Source organism: Shewanella inventionis, from assembly GCF_014641855.1.
In the GTDB taxonomy this organism is placed as follows: Bacteria; Pseudomonadota; Gammaproteobacteria; order Enterobacterales; family Shewanellaceae; genus Shewanella; species Shewanella inventionis.
Genome location: NZ_BMII01000018.1, coordinates 19252 through 34789, shown reverse-complemented (window position 1 = coordinate 34789; position 15538 = coordinate 19252). Strand labels below are relative to the sequence as shown.

Annotated in this window: 14 protein-coding genes; 11 read left to right on the top strand and 3 right to left on the bottom strand. The window is 43.4% G+C overall.

Translation table 11 applies throughout. The features are described from left to right. Positions 1–3 precede the first annotated feature (3 nt). The 7 genes from IEW93_RS11785 to IEW93_RS11755 all read left to right on the top strand — a co-directional run bounded on the left by IEW93_RS11785 (position 4) and on the right by IEW93_RS11755 (position 8982). Positions 4–2640, top strand: a complete 2637-nt coding sequence (locus IEW93_RS11785; RefSeq protein ID WP_188739526.1) for a glycoside hydrolase family 3 protein — start codon at positions 4–6, stop codon at positions 2638–2640. Between the two features lie 141 nt (positions 2641–2781). Further along, on the top strand, positions 2782–4851 hold the full coding sequence (locus IEW93_RS11780) for a glycoside hydrolase family 16 protein (RefSeq protein ID WP_229706675.1): 2070 nt from the start codon (positions 2782–2784) through the stop codon (positions 4849–4851). A 366-nt stretch (positions 4852–5217) separates the two neighbouring features. Then, on the top strand, positions 5218–6018 hold the full coding sequence (gene cysQ, locus IEW93_RS11775; protein WP_188739524.1) for a 3'(2'),5'-bisphosphate nucleotidase CysQ: 801 nt from the start codon (positions 5218–5220) through the stop codon (positions 6016–6018). Positions 6019–6077: 59 nt separating this feature from the next. Continuing rightward, positions 6078–6983, top strand: coding sequence for a fructokinase (gene mak / locus IEW93_RS11770; RefSeq protein WP_188739523.1), 906 nt, complete (start codon positions 6078–6080; stop codon positions 6981–6983). 112 nt (positions 6984–7095) lie between these two features. Then, the gene (locus tag IEW93_RS11765; protein WP_188739522.1) at positions 7096–7875 is read left to right on the top strand and encodes a YdcF family protein; all 780 of its coding nucleotides are present in this window, start codon (positions 7096–7098) and stop codon (positions 7873–7875) included. Further along, a complete protein-coding gene (locus tag IEW93_RS11760) occupies positions 7876–8574 on the top strand; it encodes a DUF2982 domain-containing protein (protein ID WP_188739521.1) in 699 nt (232 codons plus the stop codon). It abuts the gene before it with no gap. Between the two features lie 6 nt (positions 8575–8580). Continuing rightward, a complete protein-coding gene (locus IEW93_RS11755) occupies positions 8581–8982 on the top strand; it encodes a GFA family protein (protein WP_188739520.1) in 402 nt (133 codons plus the stop codon). Positions 8983–9006: 24 nt separating this feature from the next. Here the strand turns inward: IEW93_RS11755 and IEW93_RS11750 are convergent, their stop codons facing one another. The 3 genes from IEW93_RS11750 to galE form a co-directional block, all read right to left on the bottom strand. Continuing rightward, positions 9007–9390 carry a bactofilin family protein gene (locus tag IEW93_RS11750; protein WP_188739519.1) on the bottom strand — a complete coding sequence of 128 codons (384 nt, stop codon included), beginning with the start codon at positions 9388–9390 and terminating at the stop codon, positions 9007–9009. Between the two features lie 90 nt (positions 9391–9480). Continuing rightward, positions 9481–9960, bottom strand: coding sequence for a ferredoxin-type protein NapF (napF, locus tag IEW93_RS11745; protein ID WP_188739518.1), 480 nt, complete (start codon positions 9958–9960; stop codon positions 9481–9483). A gap of 72 nt (positions 9961–10032) precedes the next feature. After that, a complete protein-coding gene (gene galE / locus IEW93_RS11740) occupies positions 10033–11055 on the bottom strand; it encodes a UDP-glucose 4-epimerase GalE (protein WP_188739517.1) in 1023 nt (340 codons plus the stop codon). A gap of 296 nt (positions 11056–11351) precedes the next feature. Here galE and phhA point away from each other — a divergent pair, with 296 nt between their 5' ends. From phhA to IEW93_RS11720, 4 genes are all read left to right on the top strand, one after another. Then, complete coding sequence (gene phhA / locus IEW93_RS11735) at positions 11352–12155, top strand: phenylalanine 4-monooxygenase (RefSeq protein ID WP_188739516.1); 804 nt, start codon at positions 11352–11354, stop codon at positions 12153–12155. A gap of 47 nt (positions 12156–12202) precedes the next feature. Beyond that, a complete protein-coding gene (locus IEW93_RS11730; protein WP_188739515.1) occupies positions 12203–12541 on the top strand; it encodes a 4a-hydroxytetrahydrobiopterin dehydratase in 339 nt (112 codons plus the stop codon). 160 nt (positions 12542–12701) lie between these two features. Further along, entirely contained in the window at positions 12702–14240 is a 1539-nt protein-coding gene (gene tyrR / locus IEW93_RS11725; RefSeq protein WP_188739514.1) for a transcriptional regulator TyrR, read from the top strand. 240 nt (positions 14241–14480) lie between these two features. Then, positions 14481–15467, top strand: coding sequence for a fumarylacetoacetate hydrolase family protein (locus IEW93_RS11720; protein ID WP_188739513.1), 987 nt, complete (start codon positions 14481–14483; stop codon positions 15465–15467). The last annotated feature ends 71 nt before the right edge of the window (positions 15468–15538 follow it).

Sequence of the window (15538 nt, the reverse complement as noted above, 5' to 3'; positions counted from 1 at the left end):
ACAATGAACACCAATCAATTTATTAACGGATTTACGTCAGGTAAATTAGCTTTGCCACTGAGTACAGTAAGTTTAGCTGTGATTTTAAGCTTAACTGGGTGCAGCGATTCGACTCCTGTTGAGCAAGTTCCTGACACTTCTGCGGGAGTTGTTGATGACACAGCGGTAAAATCTGGCATTGATTTATGGCCAGCGCTGACTCCTGCTATTGCGAAAGATGCAGCGCTTGAAGCTAAAATTGCGGCATTGGTTGCAAAAATGACCGTAGAGCAAAAAGTGGCTCAGATGATCCAACCCGAAATCCGCGACATTACCATTGAAGATATGCGTAAGTATGGATTTGGTTCATACCTTAATGGCGGTGGTGCTTACCCAAATAATGATAAACACGCCACACCAGCGGACTGGATTGCCTTAGCTGAAGCCTTATATCAAGCGTCTGTCGATGATTCTGTCGATGGCATTAATATTCCGACAATGTGGGGTACCGATGCGGTACATGGTCACAACAATGTGATTGGCGCGACATTATTTCCGCACAACATCGGTTTAGGTGCTGCTAATAACCCTAAGTTGATTGAACAAATTGCAGCGATTACAGCAAAAGAGGTGATGGTAACGGGTATCGATTGGGTATTTGCACCTACAGTTGCTGTGGTTCAAGACGACCGTTGGGGCCGCACTTACGAAGGCTATTCAGAAGATCCTACCATTGTAAGAGATTACTCATTTGCCATTGTTGAAGGATTGCAAGGTGCTGTAAATGGCGACTTTTTATCGGATCAACGCGTGTTATCAACGGTTAAGCACTTTTTAGGCGATGGTGGCACAGAAAAAGGCATCGATCAGGGCGACAATATTGCCAGTGAGCAAACATTGGTTGATGTGCATGCTCAAGGTTATGTTGGCGGTTTAAATGCAGGTGCACAAAGTGTGATGGCTTCATTTAACAGCTGGCATGGGGTTAAAAACCATGGCAATAAATACCTGCTGACAGATGTGTTAAAAGACCGCATGGGCTTTGACGGCTTTGTGGTTGGTGACTGGAACGGCCATGGACAAATTCCGGGCTGTACCAATGAGTCTTGTGCTCAGGCTGCCAACGCTGGCTTAGATATTTTTATGGTGCCAACTGCGGCATGGAAACCCTTATTTGAAAACACTGTGGCGCAGGTTAACAGTGGTGAAATTAGCCAAGCTCGATTAGATGATGCCGTATCACGTATTTTGCGGGTTAAATTTAGGGCTGGTTTATTTGATAAGCCAAGCCCTGCTAAGCGTCCATTATCAGGTAAAACAGAATTAATAGGCCAAGAAAGTCATCGTGAAGTTGCACGTCAAGCTGTGCGTGAGTCATTGGTATTATTGAAAAATAATCAAAAGTTATTGCCACTGTCACCCAAATTAACTGTTTTGGTGGCGGGTGATGCTGCAGATAATATTGGTAAGCAGTCTGGCGGTTGGACCATTACCTGGCAGGGTACTGACAATCAAAATGCTGATTTCCCTGGGGCAACCTCAATTTACTCTGGTATTGAGCAAGCCGTTAAGCAAGCGGGTGGCCAGGCAATATTAAGTCCTACTGGTGAGTTAACTACGCAACAAAAACCTGATGTCGCCATTGTGGTTTATGGTGAAGAGCCATACGCAGAAGGTAACGGTGATATTGATAATTTAGAATATCAACGGGGTGACAAACGCGATTTAGCCTTGTTAAAACAACTTAAAGCACAAGGTATTCCTGTTGTGTCGGTATTTATCAGTGGCCGCCCAATGTGGGTAAATCCTGAATTTAATGCATCTGATGCTTTTGTTGCAGCATGGTTACCAGGCTCTGAAGGTCAAGGGATTGCCGATGTGTTGTTTACCGATGCCAACGGAAAAGTGCAGCATGACTTTGTGGGTAAATTGTCATTCTCATGGCCTGCAACACCACAACAAACCACAGTTAATGTGCCGCTACAAAGCGCATCAGCTGAGCAAAAAGCACAATACAAGCCGCTTATTCCATTTGGTTATGGGCTAAATTATCAGTCAGATGTATCGAGCGCTGTCGTGTTAGATAGCTTGTCTGAAGACAACCTAGCGGCTGAGCAAACCATTTCTGACTTGGCTTTGTTTGAGCGCGCAGTGAAATCTCCTTGGTCTATGTACATTGCCAATAGCGTAGAGCGTCAAGGTATGTCGAGCAGTGTGGCCAAAAATAGCGCGTTAACTATTCGCACCATGGATCGCGTCGTGCAAGAAGATGCTCGTTTAGTGTCATTTAATGGCAGCGAACAAGGTATTGTTGGTTTAGTGAGTAATTTCCCGCGTGACTTTAGAGCCTACAGTAACAGTGATTCAGCATTGTCGATAAGCATCAAGAGTTCAGCCGTGCTTGAAAAACCGTTGTGGCTAGGTATGGCTTGTGAAGGAGACTGTCGTAAACAGCTTGATATTGCTCAGCAGGTTAATAGTCAGTTGGGTGAGTGGCAAACCTTAAGCTTTTCACTGGCATGTTTTGCAGATGAGCCTATGGACTTTGGCAAAATCACCATGCCGTTTTACCTAGCGACCGACGCTAAAGTAGACATCAGCTTTAGCGATGTGGTGATCAAGTCTCAGCCGAGCGAAAACACAGTCACTTGTAAACAATAACCAAAGCGTTACCTAAGTTAGGCTCATCTATTTTAGATGAGTCTAGCTTAACTCAACCCAAATTTGTGCCAAGTGATGTGGTTAATGGTGTTTTAGACACTGTTATTTGCAAAGCGCGAAGAACCATAAATGAGGAAAACAATGAGCTACAATAAATATTCATTTTGGCTTTGTTTAACCACACTGGTATTAATGCCAGGGTGTTCTGACGATGACGCCATTATCACTCAAGAAGACACCAGTATTGCTGATAGTTCTGATAGCGGTTGGAATATGGTTTGGCAAGACGAATTTGATGGCAATGCAGTCGATAGCAACAAATGGAGTTTTGCTGTTGACTGTTATGGCGGCGGTAATAACGAAGCTCAATGTTACACAGCCAGAACAGAAAACGCCTCAGTTGCCGATGGCATGTTAACCATAACCGCCATCAAAGAAACGTATTCGGGCCCCGCGGTTAACGACTCAGACCCAAGCTATGATATTAACGATACCTCCAAAACCCTTGACTATACCTCTGCACGGTTAGTGTCTAAAAATAAAGGTGATTGGAAATACGGCCGTTTTGAGATCCGTGCCAAGTTACCTCAAGGCCAAGGTACATGGCCAGCAATTTGGATGCTTCCAACCGATTGGGTATATGGCCCATGGGCTGGTTCAGGTGAAATTGACATCATGGAAGCGGTGAATCTTAAGGTAGAAGTCGACGGCGAAGCGCCAGTTGCGGCGATCCACGGCACTTTACATTACGGTAAGCAATGGCCAAACAATGTTTACACAGGGCAGGAGTACACCTTACCTGACGGGGCCAATCCAGCAGATGACTTTCATGTGTATGCCGTTGAATGGCAAGAAGATGAAATACGCTGGTATGTTGACGATGTACACTTTGCCACCCAACAATCTTCTGGCTGGTATAGCCAATACGTAGACGACGAAGGCCAATTAGTTAACGCACCAGATGATGCACCCTTTAATCAACGTTTTCACATGTTATTAAATCTTGCTGTGGGCGGTGCCTGGTCGGCAAACGTGCATAACACAGGTATTGATCCGTCAGTATTTCCGCAATCTATGGTAGTGGATTATGTTCGCGTTTATGAATGTGCGCAGTCGCCAGGTACTGGCGCGGGGTGCGAAACCATTGACGAAACCGTCACAGTAACGCCAGGGCAAACCGCACCAGAGATTGTTATTCCCGACACCACCTTTGGCCAACAATCACCATTAAACCTGTTTAGTTTTGGCGATCAAGATGCTTTAGCAGCAGGATTAATTTTTAACAGTTACAACCCTGATAATGCCATAAGTTATCAAGTGATAACGGACGACACCCAGGGAAACGTACTACAGATTACTAAAACGGGCGATACTGGTAATCTGTATTTTGAGTACAGCCCAAGAGCCGATTTAAGCCACTGGCAGGCATTAGGTGCGTTAGTTTTTGATATTAAAGTATTAACAATTGCAGACGGTACCGAAGTATTGGTTAAAGCTGACAGTGGTTGGCCAAATGTCGGTGATGCAACCATACAATTACCAACAACGCTTGAACAGTGGCAACAAGTGAGTGTGCCACTGGCAACACTTGTGGCTAATGGTAACCGTTTTTCACCAGGTAGTACGGTCAACTTTGCTGATATCGTCAACCCGTTTGTGATTGAACCTACAGGTCCGATTGAGTTTCAAATAGATAATGTTCGTTATCAATACCAACTAGATAACCAAACTCAACTGAGTGTGTATGACGACGCTACAAATGCGCCTTTTGCCTACGGTCAATATGTTGCTTCTGGAGAACTTGCAGAAGCACAGGTAGATGTTGGCGGCGAACACAACATGGTGACTCAATTAACCTTTAACACTAATGAGGCTGTTGGGTATTTTCAAAGCCCTACCGTGTTTGATTTAAGTGATTTTGCCACCTTATCTTTTGACTTATATGTGGTATCAGATCCAAGAACGTCACGTTCGTTAAACATTAAAATGGATTGTCAGCACCCATGTAGCTCTGGTGATTTTGCCATTAACGCCCCCGAGATAGGTGTATGGACACATTATGATATCAGTTTGGCAGACCTACAAAATAATACCGGCTCAACTCTGGATTTAACCAAAGTGGATACGCCCTTAGTGATATTCCCTAATTGGGGAGATCAACAAGGTGTGGTGTTACAAGTAGACAATATAAAAATAACCAAAGCGCTATGATATTTGGTCTTTTAGTATTATTAAAAGAGAAAAGAGAAAAGAGAAAAGAGAAGATGGAAAAGGCTGCTTGTTCGACAAGATTCATTGCCTTTTCAATGTATTCTCAGCGTTTTAGTGAAATATTGCTTATGCCAATGATTGAATACGAATGCAGAAATGCACAGTTTGCTTTGCGCCTTGTAGTGCTTAGCTTAGTATCAACAGGCAGAGGTTGTTGCAGGTATGTTGTTTGATAGTGAGCGTTAATAAAGCAATGTTAATCCTAATTGGCTTAACTTCGATGAAATCAATATATCAGTTTATGACGTGAACGATGGCATAATGCAAAAATGTTACATCGAACCGCTATAAATTTAAGGAATAGATTTGTCGAATTTTACATTTTCGCTCACTGATTTAGAGCACATAGTCGCACTGGCCAAAGACGCCGGTAAAGCCATAATGCAGGTTTATGCTAAAGCTGATTTAGGTGTTGAAGTTAAACAAGATGACAGCCCAGTTACTGCTGCCGATATTGCTAGTCATAATGTGATTGTGGCTGGGCTCAAAACGCATTTTGCTGATATTGCCGTCATGAGTGAAGAAGCCGCCGACATCAGCTGGACCGAAAGACAAACATGGCAAACCTATTGGTTAATTGATCCACTTGACGGCACCAAAGAGTTCATTAAACGTAATGGTGAGTTTACCGTTAATATTGCGTTAATTCATCAAGGAAAGGCAATTGCGGGGGTGGTTTATGCACCCGTTTTAAATAAATGTTACAGCGGCATATTAGGCCATGGAGCCTGGCTTGAGCATGAGGGTGTTGTCACCGAACTTGATATTAGTTCACGTGCAATAAATACCCCTCCGGTCGTGGTTGGTAGCCGTTCTCATGTGAGCCCCGATGTGGCGTTATATCTGGAGCAGCTGGGTGAGCACACTATGCTCAGTGTCGGTAGCTCGCTAAAGTTTTGCATGGTGGCAGAAGGGCAAGCTGATGTGTATCCAAGGCTTGGATTAACCAGCGAATGGGACACCGCAGCAGCGCAAGCAGTACTAGAAAGTGCAGGTGGGGTTGTGTTGGCTTATCCAGCCATGACGCCACTTGAATATAATCAAAAAGAAACGATTTTAAATCCATATTTTATTGCTGCGTCTAAGGCGTGGTTAGCAAAAAATTAGGTTTATCCTGAGTTTGCAAGTATGGACAAAACTTAACACGAATAATGGAGAGGCTAGTTATGATGCGCATGGGCGTCGATCTCGGTGGGACCAAAATTGAAATAGTAGCGTTAGCAGATGACGGTGCTGAAATATTCAGAAAGCGCATTCCTACGCCAAGAAACTACCCTGATACAGTGCAAGCTATTGTCAGTTTAGTAGCGGATGCTGAAGCAGCAACAGAGCAAACGGGTTCTGTAGGGATAGGTATTCCTGGTGTGGTATCACCGTTTACTGGGCTAGTTAAAAATTCAAATTCAACCTGGATTAACGGCCATCCATTAGACAAAGATTTAAGTGATGTTTTACACCGTGAAGTGCGTGTAGCTAACGATGCAAACTGTTTTGCGGTTTCAGAAGCCGTTGACGGCGCAGCAGCCGGAAAGCGTGTCGTATTTGGTGGCATTATTGGTACAGGTTGCGGTGCAGGTGTATCAATTAACGGAACAGTACACGGTGGTGGTAATGGCATTGGTGGTGAGTGGGGGCATAACCCGCTACCTTGGATGACACCCGATGAGTTTAATACCACTACGTGCTTTTGTGGTAACCGCGACTGTATTGAAACCTTTATTTCTGGCACTGGTTTTGTGCGTGACTTTCGTGCTGCCGGTGGCGATGCCACCAGTGGTATTCAAATTGCTGAAATGATGCAGCAGGGCGACCCATTAGCAACAGCAGCGTTTGAGCGTTTTATCGATCGCTTAGCACGTTCACTTGCTCATGTGATAAACATGATGGACCCAGACATGATTGTCTTAGGTGGCGGCGTATCCAACATCGAAGCCATTTATACCGAACTACCTAAAGTGCTACCTAAATATGTTGTGGGCCGCGAGTGTGGCACGCAAGTTGTTAAAAACAAATTTGGTGCATCATCTGGCGTACGTGGCGCTGCATGGCTTTGGGGCAAAGACGAAAAGTAGGTTTACCCCAATTTGCGTGGTATCTAAACGGCACTTAATAGTGCCGTTTTTGTTTTGCGTAGACTAAGTTACACTAGAATCTAAGACTGAATAAAGATTGAGTGAATGATTGATGTTTTGGTTTAAAAAGCTCTTGTCACAATTAGTGATGCCCATTCCGTTAACTGTGTTGCTGTTGTTGTTAGCCGCGTTATTGTGGCGCAGTCAAGGCCAATGGTTGCTTAAGCTTGGTAAAGTCAGCTTATCACTTGCTATAGCTGTGTTGTTTTTGTGCAGCCAATCGCAGGTAAGCTATTGGTTATCCGACTCATTAGAGTCTCGTTTTCTCCCTAATAACCAAAATATGGCACAAGGGTGCGTGGTGATGGTATTAGGCTCAAGTAATACCGAAAAGCCAGGCTTAACTGCTGTGCAGCAGTTATCTGCCACCGCATTAGCACGCTTAAGCGAAGGAATAAGGCAACTGAGGTTAGGGCAACAATGCACATTAGTGGTGAGCGGTTACAGTGGCGGCATACAACCGACACCACACGCCAGTATCATGGCCAACGCAGCGATTGAACTTGGGGTAAACCCGGCCAATATAATTAAGTTTGACCAGCCTAAAGATACCATAGAAGAGGCTTACGCTCTGCAGCAGTTGATTGGTTCACAACCTTTTAAACTGGTGACATCAGCAACACATATGCCGCGTGCAATGATGATTTTTACTCAAATAGGCATGCAGCCGCAAGCAGCGCCAACCGATTTTATTGCTCGTCAGAGTTTTTGGTGGAGACTTGATGCAGACCAATTATTGGCTTCTCAACGCGCCATTCACGAATATGTGGGTATGTTGTGGCTCAACATTAAATTTATATTACACGCGCCCATCGCCAAGGAGACACGCTAAATGATCGATGAGCTATTGATCACCCCCTTTTCAAAACGCAATGGTATTACGCTAACCTTATTTGGTTCGATTAGCCTGTTATCAAGCTTAGTGATTTTTATTGGCTTTGGCAGCTTGTTTGCGCTTGGCATGATGTTGTTTGCGCTGGGATCTGTTGGGTTAATTTTAGGCATAGCCAAAGTGTATCAACCCGCAGTTAGCTTTAAATTAACCGCCCAAGGAATGTGCTTTTTTCATCGTCGGGGGCAGGTCTTTATTGAATGGTCTAATATACAACGTCTTGACAATGTAAGAGTTAATCAAAATATGGAGTTGATTGAATTGCCCTACATTGGCGTTAAGCTGAAACAAATTAACCCTATTTTAGATTGTATTTCGCCGCGTTTAGCCACAGGCTTGCTAACCGAGCAACGACCGCTATTAATGACGGCAGCTACACAAGATGAAGACTTACAAAGTTTAGAAGGCTATTTAGGCACAGAATACACGCCGTTAATTGTAAATGGCGACCGTTATCGTGGCGTATTAGCCATGTTTGGACACCGCTGCCAAACCTTAAATGAGCAACTGGGTTATCATCTTTATTTATCGACAGACAGTATTGATCGCGACCCAAAAGAGTTTGTTAGCTTGTTACGCCAATGGCAGCAGTCAAACCAAGCAGCCACGTTGGCTGAGGTGCATTTACAAGGGGAATAATTAACCATGCTATTAACAGGCGGGTGTTTATGTGGCGCTATTCGTTACCAGACAACTGACATGCCATTTGATGCCGATCATTGCCATTGTAGCCAATGCCGTAAAAGTGCAGGTGCAGTGGTGATGAGTTGGATGGATTTTAATACCGAACAGGTAACATGGCTGCAAGGGCAGATCACAGAGTTTGCTTCTTCTGCTGATATTCGTCGTGGTTTTTGTCAGCAATGTGGCACCAGTATGACCTATAGACATGTGGATTACCCGCAGTACTGCACTTTGTCGATAGCATCACTTGATGACCCTAACAAAGTGCAACCTACATATCATATTTATACCAATGAGCAGGTTAGTTGGTTAACCATAGAGGACACTTGCCAGCGTTTTAACACCAACAAAACCAGCACATAACCAAAGTGTTAACTCAAATATAACTTAAGCTTTATCAGCGGTTTTTGCGTCTGTATTGGCTGATGAGGTCGAGAGTGGGTCGCGGTGACGATAGCCTAAAAATTGGCCGCCATCTAAAATTTCAATGTTTTCGCAATAAGCATCACCCTCAAAAACGCCTTGTTCATGAAGGGTGATTTTTTTACAGCGAGCTTCTCCAGACATTTGGCCTGCTATTTTTAATTCGCGACATAAAATATCTCCCTCAACTGTTCCTGAGGGTTCTATCGTTACATTACCCTGTGCCTGAATATCGCCATTAACATGACCTGCAATCAGGACATCACCACTAAACATCAATTTTCCTGTTAAATGACATTCTTGTGCAATAAAACTTAATGGGTTAACAGGCTTTTTTTGGCCAAACATCTCAGTGCCTTGGGTATATGGTTAAATAGGGGTGCTAATATAGCGTTAAAGACAACATAACAAAACGATAAATTGTGGGTTTTATTAACCCTATGGCATCAATGTGATCGCATCTGACGGACAAGGTGAAACACAAGCGCCACATCCTGTACATGCTTCTGTGTCTATTCGTGGTTTGGGCACTTGGCCTACCGCCATGGTAAAGCTAATAGCGCGGGGGTCGCAGGCATCTTTACAGCTTTGACACCATACGCCTTTCTCGGTTAAACAGTTGTCTTTTATACTGGCAACTATGTTCCACGGTAACGTTGCACTGGTATCAAAAACAGGTTCAGGACACACCTCAACACATTGTTTGCAAAATGTGCATTCATCCTGGCTAAAGTCAATTTCAGGAAAACCACCTTCACCACGTTTAATGATTTGTGTGTCACACGCATTAATGCATTTATCACAACGGGTGCAATTATCCGTAAAGGTTTGCTCGTCTTTACTCCAGGGCGGGCGGATCACATTGGTTTTACGGCGGCTAAAAAGATTACGGCGGCTTTGATTAATACCTTGGGTCATTATTTGTCCATTTGGCTTTATTATTTGCTGCAACTAACAGCCAATATTAGCATTAGCTGCAGCAAAAAATTGTTAAGCGCTTGGCATTTTATACCCATCAGGGTTATTTGATTGCCATTTCCAGCTGCTGCTTGCCATATCTTCTACGCTGTGGGTGGCGCGCCAGTTTAATTCTGTCGCTGCAAAGCTTGGATCTGCGTAACAGGCGGCAATATCACCTGGGCGGCGAGGGCTGATTTGATAAGCAATGGTTTTGCCACAGGCTTTTTCAAATGCTTTTACCATATCTAACACACTGTAACCTATACCAGTACCTAGGTTATAAGTGACTAACCCTGGCTTAGTTTGCAATTTTTTGAGTGCCTGCAAGTGACCAATAGCTAAATCGACCACGTGAATATAATCACGCACGCCAGTACCATCTGGGGTGTTGTAATCATTGCCAAACACACTCAATTGCTCACGTTTACCTACAGCAACCTGGGCAATAAATGGCATCAAATTATTAGGAATGTCGTTAGGGTCTTCACCAATTAAGCCACTTTCGTGGGCGCCTACAGGGTTAAAGTAACGTAAACGAGCGATATTCCAGCTATTATCCGAGTGATGTAAATCCGCTAGAATGTGTTCTACCATTAACTTTGACTGACCATAAGGATTGGTTGCGCCGGTAGGGAAATCTTCTTTAATCGGTAAGCTTGCCGGGTCGCCATACACAGTAGCTGATGAGCTAAATACCAAGTTTTTAACGTTATTTTCAGCCATTACCTGGCATAAAATAATGGTGCCAGTAACGTTGTTTTCATAATACTTCAGCGGCTTAGCAACCGACTCGCCAACGGCTTTTAGGCCAGCAAAATGAATAACAGATTCGATACTATGATCGACAAACACTTTTTGCAGTAACGCTTTATTAAGAATATCACCCTGGTAAAACGTGACATCTTTACCTGTAATGGTCTTTACACGAGCTAATGCTTCAACACTTGAGTTCGATAAATTGTCTACGATGACCACTTCCTGTCCAGCATTTAGTAGCTCTACTACTGTGTGCGTACCTATATAGCCTGCGCCACCGGTTACCAAAATTGCCATAGTTTAATCGTCCTGTGAATAAATGAGTCATGTTCTGTCTACATTGTAAATTATCACAGCTCAAGTTCCAGCGAAATTATTGATATTGATTGCAAAATTATACTGGTCAGCTTTGCATCAATTTAATCAACTTCGCACAAAATGAGCAAGCGATTATGGCTAAGATTTGTTGCCATTGTATTAATTTGTTTACAAATAGTGCAGCTTTATCATGAGACAATAAACTGTGAAGTAGTTAACAAAACGTTCACCTTAGCACACTATGTAATAAGTGAAGTTTACGTAAAGTGGAACATATGACTACAGCAACAAAGTATATTGCCCATCAACCTGACGCCCAAGGCTACATTGATTACTCAGAACACGAGAATCAATTATGGCAACAGCTATATCAGCGCCAGGTGACTAATTTGCCTGGGCGAGCTTGTCCGGCTTATTTAAAAGGTCTAGATGCGCTTGGGATGTCGGTTGATCGGGTCCCACAATTACCTGAAATAGACAGGGTACTGCTACAAGCTACGGGGTGGAAAACCGCTGCTGTACCTGCACTTATCTCATTTGGGCGTTTTTTTGAACTTTTAGCGAATAAAGAGTTTCCGGTAGCAACCTTTATTCGCACTAAAGAAGAATTCGACTACTTGCAAGAGCCAGATATATTTCATGAAATCTTTGGTCATTGCCCTTTGTTAACCAATCCTTCTTTTGCCCATTTTTCCCATATGTACGGTCAATTAGGCTTGGCGGCAACCAAAGAGCAACGGGTGTTTTTAGCTCGTTTGTATTGGTTTACTATCGAGTTTGGCCTGGTGCAGGCAAAAGATGAGCCGTTACAGATATACGGCGGTGGTATTTTAAGTTCACCCGGTGAAACCATGTATGCATTGAGCGATAAACCTGAGCGTAAAACCTTTGATTTACTTGATGTACTGCGTACGCCATATCGCATCGATATTATGCAGCCTATATATTATGTTATTGAAAATATAGACTATCTAGATGAAATTGCCCGTATGGACATTATGGCTATGGTCAGTAAAGCGCAGCAGTTAGGCCTGTTTGAACCTAAATTTGAGCCAAAATCTGTTAACCCCAGCGTGTAGTTATCATGCTGCAAGCACACAAGATTAAATTAAGCCAAGGAGTATAAATGAGCGCATTAACCGAGATGAAATGTGAAGCATGTCAAGCAGATGCACCTAAAGTAACTGATGAAGAGTTAGCGGAGCTTATCGGTATGATCCCAGACTGGGGTGTCGAAGTTCGAGATGGTATCATGCAGCTTGAGCGAGTCTATAAATTTAAAAATTTTAGATTGGCTATGGCATTTACTAATAAGCTAGCCGATTTGGCCGAGGCAGAGTTTCATCACCCTGGAATTTTAACCGAATGGGGTAAAGTGACCGTCACTTGGTGGTCGCATTCAATTAAAGGCTTACATAAAAATGATTTCATTATGGCAGCCAAGACAGACCAGTTGTTAGATTAAATATTATCACATCGATTTCAGCATGTTACGTTAACGTAACATGCTAAATACGTTATCTGTTACAATTCTGCTGTAAACTTCACTTGCCACTGAGGCAATATCCATCTAACGTTGTCACTAATTTCCGCAACATAACTTTAATAATAGGGAATCGTTACATATGCGTTTGGAAGTCAGTTGTATTGATCGCGTTGGTTTAGCGAAAGACATCCTCGTCGTGCTTGAAAAACATGGCATTAATTTAATCGCCATTGATGCCAGTAATAAAGGGTTCCTATTTTTGCAGTTTGCAGAAATCAGCTTTGAAACCTTGCGTGAACTGATGCCACAAATTCGTAAAGTTGAAAGTGTACACGATGTTCGCACCGTATCTTTTATGCCATCAGAACAAGAGCACTACGCACTAAAAACCTTGCTTAAAACGTTACCTGATTCTGTTTTCTCAACCGACACAAAAGGGCGTATTCGTATTGCCAATGAGTCTGCCTTACTCACTCTAGATATGGCAGAACATGAAGTAGTAGACGAGTCACTTAACCACTGGGTACAAGGTTTTAATTTTGCCCGTTGGATGAGTGAAACCCCAGTGTTAGCTCAAGCAACTCGAGTGCAAATCAATTCCAATGAATACTTAGCAGAAATGCTTCCTATTTATCTTCCTGACGATAATGACACGACTATTTTAGCCGGTGCGGTAATATCGCTTAAATCCCCCGCCAGAGTTGGCAAGCAATTTAATGCTTTGCAAAATCAATCAACAGGTTTTGATAATGTGTTAGCCAACAGCGACAAAATGAAAGACGTGTTAAAGCAAGCTAAACGTATGGCTCAGCTCGATGCGCCGCTGTTAATTACCGGCGAAACAGGCACAGGTAAAGAACTGATGGCCCGCGCGAGCCACGACGCCAGTATGCGCCGTGAACATCCTTTTATTGCCATTAACTGCGCCGCTTTGCCAGACAGTGTGGCAGAAGAAGAGCTCTTTGGTTTTGTCACTAACGGCACAGTGGTTAAACGAGGCTTATTTGAAGAGGCCAAAGGCGGTACGGTGTTTTTAGATGAAATTGCCGAAATGTCTAAAGCTGCTCAGGTTAAGTTGCTGCGTTTATTACAAGACGGTACTTTTAGGCGCATTGGTGGCGATGTTGAAGTGCGAGCCGATGTACGCATTATTTGCTCGACCCAGAAAAACCTCGCAGAGCTTTGTCAAACGGGCGAGTTTAGAGAAGATTTATATTATCGCATTCACGTGCTGAGCTATCACATGCCATCGCTACGTGAGCGAAGAGTCGACATTATCCCATTGACCGAAATGTTTTTAGAGCACTACAGTCAACAATTATCCAGTCCGCTTAGACGTATTTCTGCCAGCTGCCGTGACTATCTGTTTACTTACGCCTGGCCAGGTAACGTGCGTCAGCTTAAAAATGCCATTTTTAGAGCCGTGTCGATGTGGGATGGCTCTACCGAGTTGACCGTTGAGCAACTTAAACTGCCGTCTTATGCTGAAGGCTTTGGTTATTTTGACGAAGAATTTGAAGGCACCCTAGATGAAGCAATGAAAGAATACGAGGCCGGTTTATTACGCCGCTTGTATCCTGCTTACCCAAGTACGCGGCAATTAGCCAAAAAACTGGGTGTATCTCATACCGCCATTGCCAATAAGTTACGCGATTACGACATAAGTAAGAAAAAGTAATGTAACGATTTACTGCCAGTTAACTGCTGGCAAATTGGCCATTGTCAGTGCGGTAAACCAGCATTGTTGTGGTTTTTTTATCGTTGTAAATAATAATGTACAAATCATGATTTACCCCGGCAAAACGTGATTTGCCGCACACTCTAGGATTTTTCGCCTTTCTATGGTCAAAATGAGTAAGTTAAGCCATTCAAGCTAATGAGACTCAGCGCGAATGCCACCCAGAATTTAGGAGCAATAATGAAACTTGCAAGTTATCACAACGGACGTCGCGACGGCCAATTGATGTTAGTTAGTAAAGATTTGACCAAAGCGGTAGCTGTGCCAGCCATTGCACATACCATGCAGCAGTTACTAGATGCTTGGGATTTATTGTATCCGCAACTGAGCGAGTTATATGACGCGCTAAATGACGGTCAAATGGACAACGCTATTGCCTTTGATGAGTCACGTTGTTTGTCGCCATTACCTCGCGCTTATCAATGGGCTGACGGCAGTGCTTACGTTAATCATGTTGAGTTAGTAAGAAAGGCACGTGGTGCTGAAATGCCAGAAACATTTTGGACAGATCCATTAGTGTATCAAGGTGGCTCAGACAGCTTTATCGCACCTAAAGCCAATATTGAAATGGCCAGTGAAGAATACGGCATCGATTTCGAATCAGAGATTGCCATTATTACTGATGATGTGGCCATGGGCGTGTCGAGTGACAATGCTGCTAAACACATCAAGTTACTGATGCTAGTCAACGACGTGTCACTGCGTAACTTGATCCCTGGCGAACTTGCAAAAGGCTTTGGCTTTTTTCAATCTAAACCATCAAGTGCGTTTTCTCCTGTAGCTATCACTCCTGATGAACTTGGAGATAAGTGGCAAGACAGCAAGGTGCATTTACCGCTGGTTACGCATTTAAATAACGAATTATTTGGTCGTCCAAATGCCGGTGTTGATATGACATTTAACTTTAGCCAGTTGGTGTCTCATGTGGCTAAAACACGTCCTTTAGGCGCGGGTGCTATTATTGGATCAGGTACGATTTCTAACTATGACCGCAGCGCTGGCTCAAGTTGTTTAGCTGAAAAGCGTATGCTAGAAATCATCGCCGACGGCAAAGCATCAACCCCATTTATGCATTTTGGTGATACTGTTCGAATTGAAATGTTTGATGAAAATGGCGTGAGCATTTTTGGTTCTATTGACCAAAAAGTTGTTGAATATAAAGCATAAAACAACTCAATGCTCATCACGAAATAAGGCAGTGGCGAACCCTCGTTATTGCCTTTTTATTTTTAGTAGAA

What these genes read in the sequence shown, in the direction of transcription:
- napF (WP_188739518.1), bottom strand. Translation starts at nt 9,960, where the DNA reads ATGACCCAAGGTATTAATCAAAGCCGCCGTAATCTTTTTAGCCGCCGT.
- IEW93_RS11755 (WP_188739520.1), top strand. Translation starts at nt 8,581, where the DNA reads ATGCTATTAACAGGCGGGTGTTTATGTGGCGCTATTCGTTACCAGACA.
- tyrR (WP_188739514.1), top strand. Translation starts at nt 12,702, where the DNA reads ATGCGTTTGGAAGTCAGTTGTATTGATCGCGTTGGTTTAGCGAAAGAC.
- galE (WP_188739517.1), bottom strand. Translation starts at nt 11,055, where the DNA reads ATGGCAATTTTGGTAACCGGTGGCGCAGGCTATATAGGTACGCACACA.
- IEW93_RS11780 (WP_229706675.1), top strand. Translation starts at nt 2,782, where the DNA reads ATGAGCTACAATAAATATTCATTTTGGCTTTGTTTAACCACACTGGTA.
- IEW93_RS11720 (WP_188739513.1), top strand. Translation starts at nt 14,481, where the DNA reads ATGAAACTTGCAAGTTATCACAACGGACGTCGCGACGGCCAATTGATG.
- IEW93_RS11760 (WP_188739521.1), top strand. Translation starts at nt 7,876, where the DNA reads ATGATCGATGAGCTATTGATCACCCCCTTTTCAAAACGCAATGGTATT.
- IEW93_RS11730 (WP_188739515.1), top strand. Translation starts at nt 12,203, where the DNA reads ATGAGCGCATTAACCGAGATGAAATGTGAAGCATGTCAAGCAGATGCA.
- IEW93_RS11765 (WP_188739522.1), top strand. Translation starts at nt 7,096, where the DNA reads ATGTTTTGGTTTAAAAAGCTCTTGTCACAATTAGTGATGCCCATTCCG.
- phhA (WP_188739516.1), top strand. Translation starts at nt 11,352, where the DNA reads ATGACTACAGCAACAAAGTATATTGCCCATCAACCTGACGCCCAAGGC.
- IEW93_RS11750 (WP_188739519.1), bottom strand. Translation starts at nt 9,390, where the DNA reads ATGTTTGGCCAAAAAAAGCCTGTTAACCCATTAAGTTTTATTGCACAA.
- mak (WP_188739523.1), top strand. Translation starts at nt 6,078, where the DNA reads ATGATGCGCATGGGCGTCGATCTCGGTGGGACCAAAATTGAAATAGTA.
- IEW93_RS11785 (WP_188739526.1), top strand. Translation starts at nt 4, where the DNA reads ATGAACACCAATCAATTTATTAACGGATTTACGTCAGGTAAATTAGCT.